This window comes from Fibrobacter sp. UWB3, assembly GCF_002210405.1.
Classification (GTDB): Bacteria; Fibrobacterota; Fibrobacteria; order Fibrobacterales; family Fibrobacteraceae; genus Fibrobacter.
In genome coordinates this window covers 506,655-524,211 of record NZ_MWQJ01000001.1, presented here as the reverse complement: position 1 = coordinate 524,211, position 17,557 = coordinate 506,655, and the positions used below count along the sequence as shown (strand labels likewise).

The following is a 17,557-nucleotide window of genomic DNA, read 5'->3' as shown; positions in this document are numbered from 1 at the left end:
AAATGGCTAAAATTTGCGTTTTTGCACAATCTGGTAGATTAAAAATCCCGTTACAAGAGATATTCCTGCCCATATGGCAAGGGAGTGGATTGACATCCACGGACCAAAATTCATGAAATAGCGCTGCGATATTCCGTAATAATCGTTCTTAACAAGGGAATCTGCAAATCCCTCGACGTTTAGCGGTATGTAAAAATGATTGAGGGCCATTTGCAAGGCGAGTAACGCTGCGACAGTCTTTGCGCTCAGGTTCGTTTTGTCGAGAGCGTCGCCGAGTGGGACGAGTATCAACGGGAGGAGCGGGATGACATGCCGAGCTTCGCTGTCGATGGCAAAGAAGATGAAGGCGAGGAATGCAAGCGCGTAGCCGGGGCTCCGATTGAAAATGTTCTTTGAAAAATCGCGGAACAAAAAGATCACAAGTAGCGGCAAAATGCCGAAATAGCAGATGTGCGCGACCGGAGTGATGAATGGGTATTTGAGTGGGCGCAAGAAGACTTGGAGGACAAATGCGACTTCGCTGAAATAGAATTCGTCATTCGCATGTGCACGGAGGTAAAGGTTGATTGCAATGAAGGGGATGGCGATCAACGCCAGTTTTTTCCATGCGGATTGGCGGACAAATTCGTGGGCGTATGTGAACGGGGTGTAGATGTGGCAGTCGCAGTTCCGAAAGATTATGTATAGAAATGCGCTCCAGGCTATGGCACTTACGAAAAGTAGTGGCTTGGATGCAGGGATGAACAGCATGCTTTCGAGAAGCGGTTGCTTGTGTAGCAGGTAGAGTGTGGCGACCGCTCCGATGGATAGTAACGGAAGCGCTACGGCGAGGATTTTCCCGGTGTGGAATTTTAGGTCGCGTGCGTTTTCAGAAAAGGGATCCTTGAAAATGTAAAGGAGCCAAATAATGTAGGTGACTGTCGGCCATGTGAGGATGCCCAAAAATGAAATGGCTATCGCCTGCAAAAATTTTTGCCGCTGTAAATAGTAATAGGATACAAGGAAAATGGTATTTGCGAAGGCGTCCGTCTGGAATATTTCGTAGCCGCAGTTCTTGAGTACGAAATGATTGAAGAAGAAACACCCGAAGACTAAAGCCGAGGTCGTCTGTTTCCAGGCACATAGCTTGATGAGCTTGAAAAAGAAAAATAGTTGGATAGCGAGATTGCCAAAATGTAGCACGTACATCGAGTGCATCAGGTTCGCGTGCGAGGGCTCAATGTTAAAGAGGTTGAAAAACAGGTTTATCAGGAAAAACGGGAAAATACGAAAAACACGGAACCGGTCGTAGCCTGTAGTCCAGAAGTCCTCGGTAAAATTTTGCGCGACCTGGTAGTAGAAAGCTCCGTCATAACCGGCGCCGTTGTTCAGGGGCGTCTTTTCGCCAACAAAAGATAGTGTAAAAAGAAACAGTAAAACGAGAACAAGGAGCACTAAGGCTCCTTGCGTTTTAGTTGTTTTCGTCAGAGTGCTGTTCGGTCGATTCTGCATTGTTTTCGCCGTTTGCGCTTTGATCTGCACCGGCATCGCTGGATTCAGGCTCCTTGTCGATGGCGTTTTCGACGAGTTCCGGCTTTTCTACACCTTCGAGAGCCTTGAAGTAAGACTTAGCCGTCTTGCCGACTTCGTTCGTGTCGAAGTATGTGTAAGCGCCGTTACCGACGGCACCGATGGCCGGGATAGCTCGGAGAGCAATGCGGCCGAGGAAGTTCGTTGAAATCTTGACGCCGATTCTCTGGAGCAGTTTTTGGAGGGCGGCGAGCGAAAGCTTTTGCATGACAATGCGGCTGCCCGTACGGACGGCGACATCGCGGAGAAGCGAGGCGGCACTGTGGCGGAACAAGCACCAGACCATGGCTTCACGGGAAAGCATGGAGAATTTACCGTAGGTGCAAGCGATATCGGAAACAAGCTGAGCCTGGATGCGCCAGACTGCGGCGATATCCGGGATAGATGTCAAGACACCGGTGAACCCTGCCGGGATAGAAAGCGAGGTGCTAACGGCTGCTGCCTTGAAGGCTGCCTGCTTAATCAAGATATCGGCACGCGCATCAGGGTCCCTGTTGGGGCAGAGGAGCGAGTCCGGAATATCCGTAATCAGGTTGAAGACGACGGAGTTGAACATTTCCTGAATGGAATTGGAATCGTCTTTTTTGAATTCGTTAAAGTTTAACATAGCGGCCTCCTTTTCTCCTATTTCAAGAACATTTTAATAATTCCTGCAAAGTTTTGGGGAATTCTATATTGAAAATTACTCTTTTCTAACCACAATTTCACAATTTCATCGATCCAAAGTCGATCTGAAGCGATTTTTGTGATAAAAATATCGGTATTTTCGCCATTTTCGACAATTTGGTAGTTCAAATGGAACGAAATGGGGGCTGTTTCGCCATGTGGAATGACCGTGATGTCCATCGTCTGTTTTTCGGCGTTGACGCTGAAGGAGACGTTGTTCAATGCTTTTTGAAGTTGTTCTTCCATGATTACTCCATCTGTGGCGGTTAGAACAAAATTTTTGCGAATAAGCCCGTACCCTTAGGGAGAGCCTTTTTGATAGAATGGTCTTTGAACCACCAGGCGGCGATTTCATTAATCAACGGACGTGGGCTATCTACTTTGTTTATGACAATCATCGTCCCCTGTTCCGTATCTTCGAAACAGTAGTGCGCACAAAGTGTGGTCGGTGTAAATTCACCATGCAGAAGGATGGTCACATTTGCTTGGTTTTCTAGCGAGTCGATATCGACGTTCTGGATTTCACCAAATCTGTTGATGAAATCGTTGCGCCGGAAGAACATCTCGATGGCTTTGTCTCGTGCGTTAGAAAGGAAGGACATGGGTAATTCGGATTTAGAAGTTCGGAATTAGGAATGAATTTTTCGGTTGTAATATATATTCTTTTGTGAAAAATGCAAAAAATAACACCTCGTGCTTTGGATGGCGCGAGGCGTTTTATATTGCGTTAAATGCGGCGGGTTAGCGCGGAAGCGTAAGGATGTCGATGCCATCCTTGGTCTTCACGACGGTGTGTTCCCACTGGGCGCTGAGAGAGCCATCGCGGGTGACAGCAGTCCAACCGTCGCTGAGAGTCTTGGTACCCGGGCGGCCGACGTTGAGCATCGGTTCGACCGTGAACACGTTACCGACTTCAATGAACGGGCAACGTTCGTAGTTGCGGAAGTGGTAGACTGTCGGTTCTTCGTGGAAGCCGCGACCGATGCCGTGACCGCAGTAGTCTTCGACAACGCTGAAGCCGTGTTCGTCGGCGATGTCTTGGATGGCGCAGCCGATATCGTTCCAGTGTGCGCCTCTTTCGCCAGCAGCGCGGATGCCTTCTTCCATGCAGAACTTGGCGGTGTCCACAAGTTCGCGGGCGATGTCAGAGACCTTGCCGACGCAGAACATGGCGGACGTGTCGCCGTGGTAGCCGGAGAGAATCGTCGTGATGTCGATGTTTACGATGTCGCCATCCTTGAGGATGGTGTTTGCATTCGGGATGCCGTGGCAGACAACTTCGTTGATGCTGATGCAGGCGTAGCGCGGATAACCGTGATAGCCCATGCAGGCGGAGATGCCCTTGTGCTGGCGAGTGTAGTCGCCGATGAATTCATCGATTTCGAGCGTGGAGACGCCGGGCTTGCACATTTCTCCAGCACGGATCAGCGTTTCGGCAGCGAGTGCGCCGGCATCGCGGATCAGTTCGATTTCTTTTGCGGATTTTACTTTGATTTTTGCCATTTTTAGGCCTTCTTGTTTTTATTTAAGTTCTTTTATGCGCCTACTTTTTCCATGCGAATCTGTCGAGCAGGTAGGCTAGGAGCATCTGGTCGTCGGTCGTGCCGTTTGCGAGGTCCTTCACGAGCGGGAGCATGCGGCTGATGCGTTCAGTTGCTTTTTGACCGCCGAAGTGCTTGCGGACTTCTTCGAGGCGGACTTTGGTACGTTCGCTCACCTTCTTCGCGATTTCTTCGTTTGTGAGCGGGTCCATCTTGATGAAGTTGATGCCGAAGTCGACGGCCGTCTGGCGGAGGTCGATTTCTTCGACCGGCGTGATGAGAGAAATGCAGAGACCACTGCGGCCTGCACGGGCGGTACGTCCGCTGCGGTGCACATAGACTTCGTGGTCGGCGGGGTGGTCATAGACAATCACGTGCGTCACGTGGTCCACGTCGATACCGCGGGCGGCAACGTCTGTGCAGATGAGAATCTTGAGCTTCTTGTCGCGGAAGGCGTTGAGTGTCTTTTCGCGGAGGCTCTGGGCCACATCGCCACTCAATGCGCCAACTTCAAAACCGTAGCCGGAGAGCACCTGTTCGAGGTAGCTTACGTCGCGCTTGTAGTTGCAGAAAATCATGCAGCTTTCAGGATTGTAGTATTCCAGAACCTTGATGGTCATGGAATCCTTTTCCATCACGTCGCAAGTGTAGTAGCGGTGTTCGAGGTTGTTCGCGATAACCTTGTCGTAGCTGAGAGAAAGGAAATCGGCACCCGGACGCTGGAATTCGCGGGCAAGGCTCTTGACCGTCTGCGGAATTGTGGCGCTGTACATTGTGCAGGAGATGGCCTTCGGCAAGTACTTGCGGATCTTCTGCATGTCGGGATAGAAACCCATCGAGAGCATTTCGTCCGCTTCGTCGAGCACGAGGTCGCGGATCGAAAGCAGGTCTACATTACCGCGCTGGATGTGGTCCATGAGACGGCCCGGAGTAGCGACAATGACATGTACGCCGGAACGGAGTGCCTTGATTTGCGGTTCGTAGCTTACGCCACCAAAAATAGCGACAGACTTGATACCCGTACCCTTCGAGAGCTTTTCAAATTCTTCTTGCACCTGGATGCAGAGTTCTCGCGTCGGCACGAGGATAAGTGCCTGCGGATACGGATGGTCACGGACAATGACCTGCAAAAGCGGGAGGGCGTATGCGCCCGTCTTGCCCGAACCCGTCTTCGATTGCACGAGCATATCGCGGGCGGCGAGCATGTAAGGGATGGATTTGCGCTGGACAGGCATCAGTTCGGTCCAGCCGTGTTCCCGGAGAATAGCCTTCTGTTCTTCGGGGAGCATATCAAACGTATAATCGGGGAGCTTGTTCTTGGGCTCGATAATTTTGACAGGCGTTAAAAACGGATTTACTCTTTCTTTCGTTTCTTCTTTAATTTCGTCACTCATAGTGAGCGCAAATTTAGAAAATAGACGAGAGACGTGAGACGAGAGATGAGAAAAAGCAGGGGTTATAGAGTCCAGTGGTATTCAAACCCGAGGCTTACAAAGCAATCGATGGTAGATTTTCCGATGGTTGTGGGGGCGGCGCCAGCATCGGGTGACGGTGCCACGTAAAGATCCCTGCCACGGCTCGAAACACCAGTACGCAAATCGATACCGTAATGCTTCTTAAATACGAATTGTCCGCCTACGCCAATTAAAGCCCCTTTATAAAGGTCTTCGAATTTAATGCGATACTTGTAGGCTCTGGAGGGTTCTTGTTTTTCGTTCTTTAGTCCGATATCTTCGACGTAGAAGGTGTATTGGAACCCAAGGAAAAATAGCGGAGTAATGTCTAGCCATGGCGTGATGGGGTATGTCATGGAAAGGAGTGCGTTGAGCCCGATATCATGTTGCCCGAAATTCCAATGGTCGAGTTCACGATAGACCGTATCGGACTTGTCTGTTTTCATGTCCCGGTTGGAATAGCGGTACATGAATTCAACACCGATGAACCCGTGCCAAGTCAGGCCCGCATAAAGGCTCAGGAAAGCATCGCTGTCTTCGATAAAGTTCCAGAGGCTAACGGAGTCCTTGGTGACGCGGTAATTTTTGACACGGCTTTTGGTGTGGCTGCTTGTCCAGTTGTCCGGAGTGAGCGGGAAATGGGCCTGGGAATAACCGATGCCTACGCCTGCCCAGACTTTGAGATTCGGGACTTCTTTATAGAGGTCGTCGGGCTCGGTCTGTTTTTTGAGACGTTCTTCCCTGGTGAGGCGGCGCTTGGTGCGCTTGTCAAAAAATGTGGCTGCAATGTCGTCGCTGAGGGCGACTTTGTCATTGTTTGCCTTGACGATGCCTGCGGCTTTGGGTTCCTGGGCTGTTTCGTCAAAAATGGCGACCTGGATGAACTTTCCTTGCGGAATGAGCAAAAGAACGATGTTGTCTTCGAGGGCCTGAATTTTGGCGGCCATGCCGGGGTGTCTTGCGCGCAGGTAACTTGAGGGTAATCCTTTTTCAAGGTTGTTCGAAAGCCAGGAACCGTAACGTGTGGCGACGGTGTCTCGTTCCCATTCACCGAGTTCGCGACACTTGGGTTCTCCAATACCCGTGTTGTTTCGGCGGAGCGAAAGGCAAAATTCATTGGCGTTGACCGGAGAATTGCCATCAAGCGTCCAAATGTAAACGGTTGCGTCTTTCCAGAGCGTAAAACGGGAATCGAAATACACCTCAGATGCGCTTGCCCAGGCGACCAAAATCATCAAGATAACGAGGAGCTTTTTCATTTGACAACTCCTTCGTAAAGGTTCTTGCGAATCTTTTGGATGGCAATTTGAATGAGGTTTGTCAGGTCTTTTAACTTATACGTCGTGATGGGCTGCTGGATTTCGTCAACGGCGCTGAATAGCGGGCGCTGCTTCAGGTTGTCCCAGAGCGTGTAAGAGAATATGGCGCTGACGTTATCTGGCTTGCGGATGCTGCCGCTTTCGTTATGGATAAGAGCGTAGTCAAAGAAATTTTCGCGCTTCAGGTCTGTGCCGATGATGAATTCGTGCAGAATGAGGACTATGGGAGGGACGTTTCCTGCCGAGTCTTTGAGCGTGACGCCTTGTTCCGGAATGTGCCCCTTGATGAATATGCGTTCATCAAGTTTTAGGCTTTCTTCGGGAAATTTGCTGTTGGCTGTATCGGCGAGGACGATGAGGTTCCCGTAGGCCTTGCGCAATTCTGTTTCGAATGTTTTGCGGCAGTGCTCGGTTCCTTTGATCTGGATGCTGTCGGTACTGATTTCGAGACGCTTGGCAAACCAATTGGAACGTGTAATGACAAAAGCGTTTTCGATACCTGTTACCGCAATACCGCCATAAGGAGCCTTATGGTACGAGGGGTGGCTTGCGGTCCAATGATAAGAATCTGCACACCCCATGAGCATGCAGATTGCAAATCCGATGGAAAGTATCGACTTCTTGAACGCCATTAGCTTTTAGACGGCGCCCCACTTTTCGCGGTAAGCGTAAACGCGGTCAAGGATTCCTTCGGGAGCATTAATTGCCTTGCGGTTTTCTTCGCTTTCGAGGAATGCAATGATGTCGTTGATGTCTACGATGGAGTGGGCTTCAATGCCGTACTGTTCCTGAACAGTCTGCAATGCGGACTTGCCATTTTCGAGCTTTTCCTTGCGGTCCACAGAGATGAGAAGGCCGATGACGTTGGCGTTTTCGATCTGGGAAAGTGCCTGCATGGTTTCGTTGACGGAAGTACCTGCGGTAATCACGTCTTCGATAATGACGACGTTTGTCTTTTCGGCGTACTTGTAACCGACGAGGGAACCGCCTTCACCGTGATCCTTGACTTCTTTTCTGTTGTACGTGAACGTAAGGTTCTGGGCGTACAAGTCAGAGAGCTTCATGGCTGTAGCAGCGCAGAGCGGAATGCCCTTGTAGGCCGGTCCGTAAAGGTTCTGAGCCTTGCCGTCGAAATGAACCATAAATGCAGCTGCATAGAATTCAGCGAGCTTCGAAAGGGAGGCGCCCGTACGGAACTCTCCAGTATTGATAAAGTAAGGCGTTTCGCGACCGCTCTTGGTGACGAAGTTGCCGAACTTGAGGGCTCCAGATTCTACGAGGAAGTGTACAAAGTTGTCTTTATTCATTGCTAATTCCTAGGCTTTAGCTCCGACGAGGAGCGCAATAACTTCAGAGATGATGTTGTAGTCGGTAATAAACTGGATTGCGAACATGGCGACCAAGCATATGACGCAAAGTACTAAATAGCTGTGGAAGGATTTTTCAAAACCCTTGATTTTCATCTTGAAAATGAGCCAGACGCCAAAACTCAAGATGGAACTGAAGACCCAAGCTGCAGAAGTGTTCAGGTCAACGAGACGGCTTACTGCAAACGTGATGGTAATGCCCGGCAAAAAGAAGAATGCAAAGCTCAAAACCACGAGAAGAGCAAAGCCGACGTAGTAGGCGAGTCCGCGGTCTTTCTTGACGATGACCTGGGAGCCAATCGAAGTCTGTTCTTCTTCGCCCGTCATCGGATTCACGAATGTTTCCGGCTTGAACTGCTTGTACGGAGAGTTCGATGACTTTTCCTTGGGCTTCTTCGGAGAGATGACTTCGCCTGTCAGCGGATTGACGAGTTCTTCTGTGGAAGAAGTTTCGATACGAGTCTGGTTGACTTCGGTTGTAGCTTCGGTCTTGACTTCGTTGTCTGCGGAAGTAATCGGCTCTTGAGCGGGGGCTTCATTCTTGATTTCTTCGGACATGAGTAACTCCTAGAGAATAAATGTTCTGCCGGCGTGAACGAACACGCGATGTTCAAGCCACAGCTTAAGCGCCTGTGAAAGCGTGCGCTTTTCGATGTCCTTGCCTAGTTCGACGAGTTCATCGATGCTTGCGGTTTCAGGAACGCGCTGGATGTCTTGGCAAATAATCGGCCCCTGGTCGAGGTCTTCAGTGGCAAAATGCGCTGTTGCACCGATAATCTTTACACCCTTGTGCCATGCCTGGTGGTAGGGCTTTGCTCCCTTGAATGCCGGGAGGAACCCGTGGTGGATGTTGATGATGCGGTACTTGAATTCTTCTGTGAACTGCGCAGTCAAAATCTGCATGTAGCGGGCAAGAACGATGGTATCCGTCTTGGTTTCTTCGATAATTTCGCGGAAACGGTTTTCGGGAATCGACTTGTCCGGGTTGGACGGCACATAGTAGAACGGCACGCCAAAGGAACCGCCCACGGGGCCTAAATCCGGGTGGTTACCCACGATGCAGCTGAATTCGCAGGGAAGGTCGCCATCGCGGCGCTTGAGGAGCAAGTCGTAAAGGCAGTGGTCCGTCTTGGAAACAAAAATGGCAACGCGTTCGGTCTTGGAGGTGTCGAACAATTTCCAGTTCAATTGGAGGTGCGGGGCAATTGTTTCGAGGTGTCTTTTGACTTCGGGAATGCCATCCGCTTCAATGTCGAAAACGGCGCGCAAGAAAAATGTTTCGATATCCTTGGCTGTGTGTTGCTGGAGGTCGATAATGTTTGCTCCGGCTTTAGCAAGGACTTGCGTGGTGCCGGCGATAAGCCCTTTTTGGTCAGGGCAAAGGATCTGGAGAATATAACGAGTCATAGACATACTATAATATTAAAAAATTTAGGCCATGTTACCAAATATTTTATTTCCAAGTAGATGAAAAATAACTAACATTACACCAAGAAATAAAAAGTATTGAAAAATGGAGAGAATTAAATTGTTCAGACTGGGAATTTACTCCGTGCTCGCTTTGTCTGTCGCTCAGGTGTTTGCAGCACCTCCTAAGACATGGGATGCCATTTTTAACGCTGAAGGTCAGGGCGAATATGCCGCGGCCAAGATTGACGGAAATATCCGTTTTGGCGAATACACCCATTATAAGAATATCCAGCCGGTTTCCTTCCGCGTTTTGGATGACAAGTTTGACTTTTCTGTTGCTGGTAACATGACTGTTCCGGCAAAGTTGGTCGAAGATCCGAACTTCTACGAGAATTGCCGCAATACCATGGAAGCGTGGATTTCTTATTTCGATAAGCCGCGCCATTTTGGTAGCGAAGACCTTATCATCAACATTGCCGGTGTGGACTTTGCTTGCGGTAACGACTTGTTCAACGTCCATGACTTGCGTATAAAGTTTACCAATCCGCAGGCTCAGAAAGCTTGGGTGAACGAACTTGAAGGCCGTCAGAAGTACAAGCGCGAACAGCTCTCTGAATTCCGCATTGCCGAACAGGAACACCGCGCTGAAATTCGCGACAAGTCCACTTCGTTTACGGACCCGCGCGATGGTCAAGTTTATCGAATCATCAAGGTCGAAGGCCGTGAATGGTTTGCTCAGAACGTGAACTACAATGTCGAAGGACACTCCTGGTGCTACGAAGACAAGGACTCTTACTGCGCACGTAGCGGTCGTCTGTACGACCTCGAAGGTGCTCGCAAGGCTTGCCCGGAAGGTTGGCACTTGCCGCGTGACCGCGAATGGTCCGACATGCTCAAGGGCCTCACGGGTTGCTACGATGGTGTGGACAAGTGCGGTAACTTTGCTACAAAGATGAAGGCTACGACTGGCTGGCAGGGCGGTGGCGGTACCGATGAATACGGTTTCACCATTTTCTCTTCGGGCTATCGCAAGCTTCTTGGCAAGTCTACGGTTCGCTATGAAGATATGGGCGAATACGCTGGTTTCTGGTCTGCACAGAACGGCCGTAACGAAACCATTTGGCTCTGGGCTATGGGTCGTATGAGCGACCAGATGGTTCGCCAGCTCGTCCCGGCAACCGCGAAGAACAACGGTTATTCTGTCCGCTGCATCAACGGTAACTAGGGCTTGCGCAGAGCGCAAAAAAAGAGAGCTTAAAAAGCTCTCTTTTTTTATATGCATAAAAAATGCGTCGCGCCGAGGGCGCGGCGTATTTTACATCTGGCGGATTGGGAAGAGGCCGAGCAAGTCGAGGACGTTTTCGAGCACAATCTGCGTAGACTGTACGAGGAAGAGTCTGGACTTTTCTTCGGCAGATCCGAGCACGCGGTCTTCGTGGATGAACTTGTGTGCGGCTTCGGCAATTTCGAGTGCATATTGTGCGAGCACGCTCGGTTCATCGTCCTTGACTGCGGCGAGAATCTTTTCACCCTTCTTGGCGAGAATGTTGATGAGGCTGTAGGCGGCGTCATCGGTAAGCTGAGCGTAATCCACGTCAGCCACCGGAACGGTGTAGCCGGCCTTGCGCATAATGCTGCAAAGACGGACGTGTGCGTTCTGCACGTACGGACCTGTGTCGCCTTCGAAGCTCATGACGGCATCCCAGTCAAAGCGGACATCCTTCAAGCGGCTGTTCTTGAGGTCGTTGAAGGTAAGAGCGCTGATACCGATCTGGCGTGCAATGAGTTCCTTGTTTTCGAGGCCCGGATTCTTTTCGTCGATGAATTCGAGAATCTTCTTCTGGGCGGCTTCAATCACATCGCGGAGGAGGCTTGCCGTACCGGTACGGGTCTTGCCCTTTTCCCACTTGCCGTCGACCATCTGGAGGATCACGCCGAACGGAATGTGGTACATGTCCTTGTACCATTCGCGGCCCATCTTCTTGAGCACGTGGAACACCTGCTTGAAGTGGAGAGCTTGTCCCAAGTCCACCACATAAAGGCACTTGTCGAAGTTGTATTCCTTTTTTCGGTAAATTGCGGCAGCGAGGTCGCGGGTTGCGTACAACGTGGAACCATCACTCTTGCGGATAAGGCACGGGTTCAGATCGAATTCGTCGAGCATCACCACGTCGCGTTCCTGGCTGTTCACCAACAAGTTCTTTTCGCGGAGTTCGTCGAGCACTGCCGGAATCTTGTCTTCAAAGAAGGATTCACCGGTGTAGTGGTCAAAGCCAACGCCCATCATGTCGTAAATGCGCATGAGTTCCTTGAGCGTTGCGGCGCGGAATGCGGTCCAAAGCTTGCGGTAGAATTCGTCGCCCTGTTCGAGCTTCGTGAATGCAGCGCGTGCTTCGTCTTCAAGACCGGGTTCTTCCTTGGAGGCCTTGGAGAAGCTTGCGTAAAGGATGTTGAGTTCCTTCACGGTGAGTGCGTTCAAAGTAGCTTCGTCGGTCGGGAGCTTTTCGCGGAGGTACATCACGATGAGCTTACCGAATGCAGTGCCCCAGTCACCGAGGTGGTTGATGCGTTCGACCTTGTAACCGGCAGCCTTGTAGATGCGGGCGAGCGAGTTACCGATCATTGTAGAACGCAAGTGGTGGAAGGCGAGTTCCTTACCGATGTTCGGGGAGCTGTAGTCGATGCAGACAACCTTGCCATTCGATGCGGCGTGGCCGTATTCCAAACCCTTGGCGGCGATTTCGTCGAGCGTAGACTTGGCGAGGAATCCGCGGTCGATGAAGAAGTTGAGGTAACCGTTCACGGCTTCAACTTTAGAAAGTCCAGCCGGGAGCTGAACCTTTGCTGCTAAATCTTCGGCAATGAGCTTCGGTGCCTTGCGGAGTGTCTTTGCAAGAGAAAAGCAAGGAATGGTGTAGTTGCCGTGACTTGTATCAGGCGGTACGGAAATAAGTTTCAATGCGGCTTCTTCGTCAAAAGCTCCAGTTGCTGCAAGTGCCTTTGCGATTTCTGCATTAAATGAGTTCATTGTCGTCTCCAGACTTCTTAGCGTCTTCGCGGATGAAGTCATGTTCATCGAGGTTCATGAGTTTGCCGTCTGCATAGAGGCGGTCGAAGGAAATTTCGTTTCTCTTTTCTTCTTCGAAGAGGTGAACCATCAGGTCAAGACCAGCATCGAAGATGGCCCAGCGTACGCCTTCCTTGTATTCAACGCCGACATAGTGGAGCTTGCGAGCCTTAAATTCCTTAGTAAGTTCATTCAGAATGGCCTGCATCTGGGCTTCACTTTCGCAAGTGGCGATGAGGAAATAGTCCGCTTCGTTTTTGACGCCGCGGAGGTCGATGAGCTGCACGTTTTGGGCGCGGAGTTCAAAAAGGATACCTGCACCAAGCTTAACGGTTTCAGAAAAATCTTGGTTATTTGTTGCTGTCATGTTGTTCTCCCTGATCGGGTTCTATTATTTGTTGAAAATCTCTACCAGTGTGTACGACGGCATCGACTGTGGCGTTTTTGTCGAGTAGCACAAGAACGTTCTTTGTTTTTAGGGTGGCGGCGAGAGCCTGTGCGCCTTCCCATTCCGGGTTCCTAAGCACGATGACCGTTTCTTCGTAGTTCTGGAGGCGTTCGTTGTCAATGTAGACTACGTCAAATCCGTTTTTGCGCAAGAAAGCACGCATCTTAGTTGCTGCTCCCTTCATGCTGCAGCTGTTCAGAACTTCCACATCACCTTTGATGGGACGGACTTTGCGAACGACGGCAGGGGCAGGCTTTTCTTCTTCACAGCCTGTAAAGAGGCATGCGGCAAAAACAGCCGAAGAAACTCCTACGGCAAATTTTAGGCGGAGCGCTTTAGAATAGTTGTAGAACATTCTTTGATACAAATCTAGCAAAAATAAAAAAGCCCTCGGAATAAATCCGGGGGGACTATATAGAATAGAAGAGCTTACTGGCAGAGGATGGAACTGCGACTAGGACATTCGTTGTGGAAGAAACTGCGTGGGCCGTAGGCCTTCTGTGCGTCGCGTTCATTGACGTAGGAAATTCTTATTAATGTGTTTTCGCTAGGTTTGTATTCCAGCGAAACATCTGGAATCAACATATTGACATTGCCCTGGCGTAGGTCCTCTCTTGCAATGCGGGAACCATTGCTAATGTTTGCGTAGATTGGCATCCAGAGACCGACATTTGCGTACAAGTGAAGATTCGGTGTGAAATCGTAGGCGAAATGCCCCATAAAGCTTTGGTTTGCGAACGACCCGAAACTACCTGCAACGAAATTGAGTGAATAGGAGTATGCGACTTTTAAGGCCGGGTCGAATGTCTGATGACGGACCATACGGTCTGAATCAAATTCGCGGTTCCAGGGAATTCCATCGTTTCTAAATTCGTAATTGGCTTCGGCTTTATCGCTTTTGGATACTGATGTTTCGGCAATGACTTGGGATGCCATTTCGGACGATTCGATGTTTGTTGTTACGTTTGCAAATGCAAACGTTGATATGCAAAGAGCAGATAAAATAATTTGTTTCATGAAACCGAATATACAAAAGTGTGCAAGGCGAGAGTAGTAAAATTGAACTTGTTCAATTTTATTACCGAGCCGCCGCCACGGACGCCGAAGGCGTCAAAAGTGTGCGAGGCGAAAGTAGCAAGAAAGCTTGCTTTCTCATTACCGAGCCGCCGCCACGGACGCCGTCGATTACCAGCAATAATGCGGGTTTCTCCATGGACAACCGTCGTAGAAGTAACGATGCGGTCCATAAGCTCTGAATGCGTCTCTTTCGTTGATGTACATGACCCTCAAAGTCATCTTGTCACTTGGCTTGTATTCGAGCGTAATATCTGGAATCAATACGCCTACGTTCCCTTGTTTCACATCTTCTCTTGCAATACGGTTCTCGAAATGGATGCTCGAATAGAGTGGCATCCATAAGCCTACATTGGCATACAAGTGAAGGTTTGGGGTGAATTCGTAAGCGAAATGAGCCATAAAGCTTTGTTGTGCAAAAGACCCCAAAGAGCCGCCGATAAAGCTTACAGAGTAGGTGTAGGCCACCTTGAGCGCCGGGTCAAAAGTGTCGTGGCGAATGAGGCGCTCTGGGTCAAAGTGCTCGCGGTTCCACGGGATTCCGCTTTCCTGGATGACGTAAATTGTATCGACAACTGTGTCTTGGACTGCGACCAATGTTTCCGAGAGCGCGGTAGAATCGTCCTTCGCGGGGGAGGCCGCAAAGGCAAGCGCTGCTAGGAATAACACTGTAAGGCTCATGAATCGCATATAATGAATATATAAAAAAAGAAGGCTTCATGATAAAATGAAGCCTCCCGGTCGAGATGAATTTCTCAGGAATTATTTGTTATTGTTGTCGTTTTTTGGATCGTCGCTTTTGGTGACTCCGGCGAGTTTTGCCCCGAACATGGAACCAAGAACCGTGCGGAGGTCAATGCCGAGCGAGTCCGTAAGGCCGTTCGTGACCTGCGTGAGCGTCTTGGTGATGTCTCCAGTGAGCTTTGCTGTATTGCCTTCGCCGTACATCGTGATGTTTCCGATCTTTTCCATCGGCTTTGCAATGGCGGCTGCAATTTGCGGCATCTGTTCGAAGTACTTTTCAATCGTCTTGAGCTGCATTTCCTGACGGGCGGCGTCACCGTAGAGCTTCATGGCTTCGGCCTTCTTGTTGAGTGCTTCGGCTTCGGCAAGGCCTTGGGCCTTGATGGCTTCTGCTTCTGCTAAACCCTTTGCCTTGGTCGCTTCGGCTTCGGCGAGGGCTTTGGCTTTCGTAGCTTCGGCTTCTGCGAACGCCTTTTCCTTTTCGGCTTCTGCAATCTGCTTGATGGCCTTGGCACGCTGTTCTTCCTTGTAGCGGACGGCTTCTGCGTCTTTCTGCTGTTGGAAAAGCTCGGCTTCGGAACGCTGGATTTGAGCCTGGCGTTCGGCTTCGGCTTTCTTTTCGATTTCCGCTTTAAGTTCCTTTTCGGTCACCATGACCATGCGTTCGCGAATTTCAATTTCCTTTTCTTGCTTGGCGACTTCGGCTTCAGCCTGGGCAACGTTGATTTCCTTTTGCTGAGTCTGCTTCTGGATTTCGTAAGCAGCGTCTGCGATTGCCTTTTCTGTATCAGAAATCTTCTGCAAGTTGGCCTTTTTCACGGCGAGGTCGTTTTGCTTCTGGGCGATTTCGAGTTCTGCGGCAACGGCTGCATCGTTAGCTTCTTTCTTGGCCTGCGATTGGGCAACGCTGATATCGCGTTCGGCGTTGGCCTTGGAAATGGCCGCTGCCTTGCGGATGGCGGAAGTCTTATCGACACCGAGGTTTTCAATCACGCCGTTGGCATCTTCAAAGTTCTGGATGTTGAACGTCTGCACCACGATACCGAGTTTTTCAAGGTCCGGGATGGCGTTTTCGAGCACGAGTTCAGAGACCTGCTTGCGGTCGCCCACGAGGTCCACGAGCTGCATACGGCCGACAATTTCACGCATGTTTCCTTCGAGAATGTCGACGATCATGGCGCGAATGTCTTCGGGTTTCTTGTTCAAGAAGTTCTGTGCAGAAGATTTAAGACGGTCCGGATTGTCCGAAATCTTGGCGGTCACGACGGCGTCGACGGATACGTTGATGTAGTCTTTGGTGGGGACCGGGCTTCCTGTCTTCACGTCAATCTGAATCAATTGCAGGGAAAGGTGGTCAGCGCGTTCGAAGAACGGGATGCGCAACCCTGCGCGACCGATGATGACTCTTGGAACCTTACGGATACCGGAAACGATGATGGCTTCGTCCGGAGCTGCCTTGATGTAGGACATCACGAAAACGATAATCAGTAAAAGTATAGCCGCTGCAATAGCGATGTAGTGGATGTTTTCTGGCATTAAAAACCTCATTATTTTAGTTTACATTTAATATACAACATTTACATTGTCATAAACCGCCAAATCGTAAAAAAAAATGGTGTTATGTACAAAAAAAAGCCCGGCAAATGCCGGGACCATTAAACGCGAGTTGTTTGCGCTTTTAGATTTTTTCGATGATTTCGTTTTTGCCGTTGACGCGGATGACGGTCGGTTTCCAGGTCTTGGCTTCTTCCGGGGACATCGTTGCATAAGCTACGATAATCACGAGGTCCCCAGGCTGTACCAAGCGGGCTGCTGCACCGTTCAGGCAGATGACTCCTGATTTTGCCGGGCCTTCGATGACATACGTATCAAGGCGGGAACCATTATTGACGTCAAGAACGCCGACTTTTTCGAAGGGGAGGATGCCTGCTGCATCCATTAAATCGCGTGCGATAGTGATGGAACCTTCATAGTTGAGATTCGCATCGGTAACTGTAGCACGATGAATTTTGGCTTTAAGTAATTCTAGCTGCATTTTTGCTGCTTAGAACTTGACATTAAGGAAGCTTGCTACGCCCTGGTCTGGTGTCGGAATAATACCGAAGCTAAAGCGGTTTGCATCCGGATTGCTATCCCACTGGGTGCTGATGAATGCATCTGCAAAAGACCAAAGGTGTGCGGCGGCGATTCCAAGGAATCCGTACCACCAATAGCTCTTATCCTGAACGGCAAGTACTACGGTGACTGTGATACTACCAATTTCAAGGACATCCATGAAGGTTGCCTTGGCGGTTTGTTTTGTCTTCCACTGATAATAGGATGGAATCAAAAGAGAGATATAAGCGCTGGATTGATCACCATTGCGATAGCGGTAAGAACGGTCGATGTCTGCATCTTCCATACCTTCGGCACGCTGGCTAAGCCAATCTTCTTCGCTCACGCCGAGTCTGTTCCAGGGCTTTTGGAGATATTCTGTCGGGCGAATGCCAAGCTCAACAAGCTTTGTCAATTTTTCGCGAGAAACGCCTTGTTCTTTAGCCTGCTGATATTCCCACTGGGTAAGGCCCATATCTTCGTACTTGAAACCTTCCCACTGGCCACCAACAGCCTGAGCGTTACCAATGTTTGCTTGAGTCGTTGCTTCGGCGTTTGCCTGAGCGATAGAGTCTGCTGTTGCAGCATCTTGGAAATCGTCAGAGAAGAGGTCATCAGACTGAGCAAACGCTAGTGAGCCCGCGAAAAGAACAGCAGAAAGCACTTTGAACATGTTACTCATTTTGATCTCTTTCTTAAACGTTTAATGCCGGGGGAGGGAATCGAACCCTCACACTCTCGCGAGTACTGGATTTTGAGTCCAGCGCGTCTACCAATTTCACCACCCCGGCGGGGGAGCACAAC

20 protein-coding genes and 1 tRNA gene are annotated in these 17,557 nt (G+C 50.0%); 1 reads left to right on the top strand and 20 read right to left on the bottom strand.

Features of this window, described 5'->3' with window-relative positions:
- Positions 1-6: 6 nt before the first annotated feature.
- The 11 genes from B7991_RS02155 to purU form a co-directional block, all read right to left on the bottom strand.
- Positions 7-1,434: a hypothetical protein gene (locus B7991_RS02155; protein ID WP_088629376.1), complete on the bottom strand. Its 1,428-nt coding sequence runs from the start codon at positions 1,432-1,434 to the stop codon at positions 7-9.
- Between the two features lie 16 nt (positions 1,435-1,450).
- Positions 1,451-2,176, bottom strand: a complete 726-nt coding sequence (locus B7991_RS02150; RefSeq protein WP_088629375.1) for an EcsC family protein — start codon at positions 2,174-2,176, stop codon at positions 1,451-1,453.
- Positions 2,177-2,193: 17 nt separating this feature from the next.
- Complete coding sequence (locus B7991_RS02145; RefSeq protein ID WP_088629374.1) at positions 2,194-2,481, bottom strand: hypothetical protein; 288 nt, start codon at positions 2,479-2,481, stop codon at positions 2,194-2,196.
- A 20-nt stretch (positions 2,482-2,501) separates the two neighbouring features.
- Positions 2,502-2,837 carry a hypothetical protein gene (locus B7991_RS02140; RefSeq protein WP_141099823.1) on the bottom strand — a complete coding sequence of 112 codons (336 nt, stop codon included), beginning with the start codon at positions 2,835-2,837 and terminating at the stop codon, positions 2,502-2,504.
- A 139-nt stretch (positions 2,838-2,976) separates the two neighbouring features.
- Positions 2,977-3,738, bottom strand: a complete 762-nt coding sequence (map, locus tag B7991_RS02135) for a type I methionyl aminopeptidase (protein WP_012820312.1) — start codon at positions 3,736-3,738, stop codon at positions 2,977-2,979.
- Positions 3,739-3,778: 40 nt separating this feature from the next.
- Complete coding sequence (locus B7991_RS02130) at positions 3,779-5,170, bottom strand: DEAD/DEAH box helicase (RefSeq protein ID WP_088629372.1); 1,392 nt, start codon at positions 5,168-5,170, stop codon at positions 3,779-3,781.
- Between the two features lie 62 nt (positions 5,171-5,232).
- Positions 5,233-6,489: a hypothetical protein gene (locus tag B7991_RS02125; RefSeq protein WP_088629371.1), complete on the bottom strand. Its 1,257-nt coding sequence runs from the start codon at positions 6,487-6,489 to the stop codon at positions 5,233-5,235.
- Positions 6,486-7,181: a hypothetical protein gene (locus tag B7991_RS02120; protein ID WP_088629370.1), complete on the bottom strand. Its 696-nt coding sequence runs from the start codon at positions 7,179-7,181 to the stop codon at positions 6,486-6,488. Before B7991_RS02120 ends, B7991_RS02125 begins: the two co-directional genes overlap by 4 nt.
- A gap of 6 nt (positions 7,182-7,187) precedes the next feature.
- Positions 7,188-7,856: an orotate phosphoribosyltransferase gene (gene pyrE, locus B7991_RS02115; protein ID WP_088629369.1), complete on the bottom strand. Its 669-nt coding sequence runs from the start codon at positions 7,854-7,856 to the stop codon at positions 7,188-7,190.
- Positions 7,857-7,865: 9 nt separating this feature from the next.
- Complete coding sequence (locus B7991_RS02110) at positions 7,866-8,474, bottom strand: hypothetical protein (RefSeq protein ID WP_088629368.1); 609 nt, start codon at positions 8,472-8,474, stop codon at positions 7,866-7,868.
- Positions 8,475-8,483: 9 nt separating this feature from the next.
- Complete coding sequence (purU, locus tag B7991_RS02105; RefSeq protein WP_235002919.1) at positions 8,484-9,323, bottom strand: formyltetrahydrofolate deformylase; 840 nt, start codon at positions 9,321-9,323, stop codon at positions 8,484-8,486.
- A 106-nt stretch (positions 9,324-9,429) separates the two neighbouring features.
- Here purU and B7991_RS02100 point away from each other — a divergent pair, with 106 nt between their 5' ends.
- A complete protein-coding gene (locus B7991_RS02100; RefSeq protein ID WP_088629366.1) occupies positions 9,430-10,551 on the top strand; it encodes a fibrobacter succinogenes major paralogous domain-containing protein in 1,122 nt (373 codons plus the stop codon).
- Between the two features lie 90 nt (positions 10,552-10,641).
- On the opposite strand, the gene argS is transcribed toward B7991_RS02100, so the two are convergent.
- From argS to B7991_RS02055, 9 genes are all read right to left on the bottom strand, one after another.
- Positions 10,642-12,354: an arginine--tRNA ligase gene (argS, locus tag B7991_RS02095; protein ID WP_088629365.1), complete on the bottom strand. Its 1,713-nt coding sequence runs from the start codon at positions 12,352-12,354 to the stop codon at positions 10,642-10,644.
- The gene (gene rsfS, locus B7991_RS02090) at positions 12,341-12,760 is read right to left on the bottom strand and encodes a ribosome silencing factor (protein ID WP_012820303.1); all 420 of its coding nucleotides are present in this window, start codon (positions 12,758-12,760) and stop codon (positions 12,341-12,343) included. The genes argS and rsfS overlap by 14 nt, the downstream gene beginning before the upstream one ends.
- The gene (locus B7991_RS02085; protein WP_088629364.1) at positions 12,744-13,196 is read right to left on the bottom strand and encodes a LytR C-terminal domain-containing protein; all 453 of its coding nucleotides are present in this window, start codon (positions 13,194-13,196) and stop codon (positions 12,744-12,746) included. Before B7991_RS02085 ends, rsfS begins: the two co-directional genes overlap by 17 nt.
- Before the next feature lie 74 nt (positions 13,197-13,270).
- Entirely contained in the window at positions 13,271-13,858 is a 588-nt protein-coding gene (locus B7991_RS02080) for a hypothetical protein (protein WP_088629363.1), read from the bottom strand.
- Positions 13,859-14,026: 168 nt separating this feature from the next.
- Positions 14,027-14,584, bottom strand: coding sequence for a hypothetical protein (locus tag B7991_RS02075; protein WP_254917808.1), 558 nt, complete (start codon positions 14,582-14,584; stop codon positions 14,027-14,029).
- Positions 14,585-14,677: 93 nt separating this feature from the next.
- Entirely contained in the window at positions 14,678-16,195 is a 1,518-nt protein-coding gene (locus tag B7991_RS02070; RefSeq protein ID WP_088629361.1) for a flotillin family protein, read from the bottom strand.
- Positions 16,196-16,337: 142 nt separating this feature from the next.
- Positions 16,338-16,694, bottom strand: a complete 357-nt coding sequence (gene panD / locus B7991_RS02065; RefSeq protein ID WP_088629360.1) for an aspartate 1-decarboxylase — start codon at positions 16,692-16,694, stop codon at positions 16,338-16,340.
- A gap of 9 nt (positions 16,695-16,703) precedes the next feature.
- A complete protein-coding gene (locus tag B7991_RS02060; protein WP_088629359.1) occupies positions 16,704-17,435 on the bottom strand; it encodes a hypothetical protein in 732 nt (243 codons plus the stop codon).
- Between the two features lie 25 nt (positions 17,436-17,460).
- Positions 17,461-17,544 (bottom strand) — tRNA-Leu (locus tag B7991_RS02055).
- Between the last annotated feature and the right edge of the window lie 13 nt (positions 17,545-17,557).

Coding starts and splice junctions, on each gene's coding strand:
- B7991_RS02120 (WP_088629370.1), bottom strand. CDS start 7,181: ATGGCGTTCAAGAAGTCGATACTTTCCATCGGATTTGCAATCTGCATG.
- pyrE (WP_088629369.1), bottom strand. CDS start 7,856: ATGAATAAAGACAACTTTGTACACTTCCTCGTAGAATCTGGAGCCCTC.
- B7991_RS02150 (WP_088629375.1), bottom strand. CDS start 2,176: ATGTTAAACTTTAACGAATTCAAAAAAGACGATTCCAATTCCATTCAG.
- purU (WP_235002919.1), bottom strand. CDS start 9,323: ATGACTCGTTATATTCTCCAGATCCTTTGCCCTGACCAAAAAGGGCTT.
- argS (WP_088629365.1), bottom strand. CDS start 12,354: ATGAACTCATTTAATGCAGAAATCGCAAAGGCACTTGCAGCAACTGGA.
- B7991_RS02145 (WP_088629374.1), bottom strand. CDS start 2,481: ATGGAAGAACAACTTCAAAAAGCATTGAACAACGTCTCCTTCAGCGTC.
- B7991_RS02100 (WP_088629366.1), top strand. CDS start 9,430: ATGGAGAGAATTAAATTGTTCAGACTGGGAATTTACTCCGTGCTCGCT.
- B7991_RS02060 (WP_088629359.1), bottom strand. CDS start 17,435: ATGAGTAACATGTTCAAAGTGCTTTCTGCTGTTCTTTTCGCGGGCTCA.
- B7991_RS02130 (WP_088629372.1), bottom strand. CDS start 5,170: ATGAGTGACGAAATTAAAGAAGAAACGAAAGAAAGAGTAAATCCGTTT.
- rsfS (WP_012820303.1), bottom strand. CDS start 12,760: ATGACAGCAACAAATAACCAAGATTTTTCTGAAACCGTTAAGCTTGGT.
- B7991_RS02080 (WP_088629363.1), bottom strand. CDS start 13,858: ATGAAACAAATTATTTTATCTGCTCTTTGCATATCAACGTTTGCATTT.
- B7991_RS02110 (WP_088629368.1), bottom strand. CDS start 8,474: ATGTCCGAAGAAATCAAGAATGAAGCCCCCGCTCAAGAGCCGATTACT.
- B7991_RS02085 (WP_088629364.1), bottom strand. CDS start 13,196: ATGTTCTACAACTATTCTAAAGCGCTCCGCCTAAAATTTGCCGTAGGA.
- map (WP_012820312.1), bottom strand. CDS start 3,738: ATGGCAAAAATCAAAGTAAAATCCGCAAAAGAAATCGAACTGATCCGC.
- B7991_RS02140 (WP_141099823.1), bottom strand. CDS start 2,837: ATGTCCTTCCTTTCTAACGCACGAGACAAAGCCATCGAGATGTTCTTC.
- B7991_RS02070 (WP_088629361.1), bottom strand. CDS start 16,195: ATGCCAGAAAACATCCACTACATCGCTATTGCAGCGGCTATACTTTTA.
- panD (WP_088629360.1), bottom strand. CDS start 16,694: ATGCAGCTAGAATTACTTAAAGCCAAAATTCATCGTGCTACAGTTACC.
- B7991_RS02125 (WP_088629371.1), bottom strand. CDS start 6,489: ATGAAAAAGCTCCTCGTTATCTTGATGATTTTGGTCGCCTGGGCAAGC.